The organism is Pseudomonas sp. SIMBA_068, assembly GCF_046534705.1.
GTDB classification, from domain to species: Bacteria; Pseudomonadota; Gammaproteobacteria; order Pseudomonadales; family Pseudomonadaceae; genus Aquipseudomonas; species Aquipseudomonas putida.
Genome location: NZ_JAWRYI010000892.1, coordinates 1 through 259, shown reverse-complemented (window position 1 = coordinate 259; position 259 = coordinate 1). Strand labels below are relative to the sequence as shown.

Here is a 259-nt window from a genome sequence, read left to right as displayed (position 1 = left end):
CCATGGCAATGAGCTGGCGTTTGTAGCCATTAGGGTTGTTTGAACGCTCAACTATTTGTGTTGCATGAAGCCGAAGGGCGGCTTCTGTTTGTGGGTAAGCTGGGCTGCCAATTAGTTGGTTTAGTTTAATGTTGTAATTAATTGCTTCATCACGGCTTGGTGTTTTTGGTTTTAATTTGGCAAGCTTAAAAAATACGCCAATGCTTTTAGCGCTCAGTCTTGGCAAGCTTGAACTTGACATAATAGCGGTTAAGCTCAG

At 42.9% G+C, this 259-nt stretch carries 1 protein-coding gene; it reads right to left on the bottom strand.

Going from position 1 to position 259, the window contains the following annotated elements:
- Window positions 1-259, bottom strand: a 259-nt coding sequence (locus SB756_RS31945; protein WP_410913483.1) for a hypothetical protein, incomplete at both ends; no start/stop codon positions are given.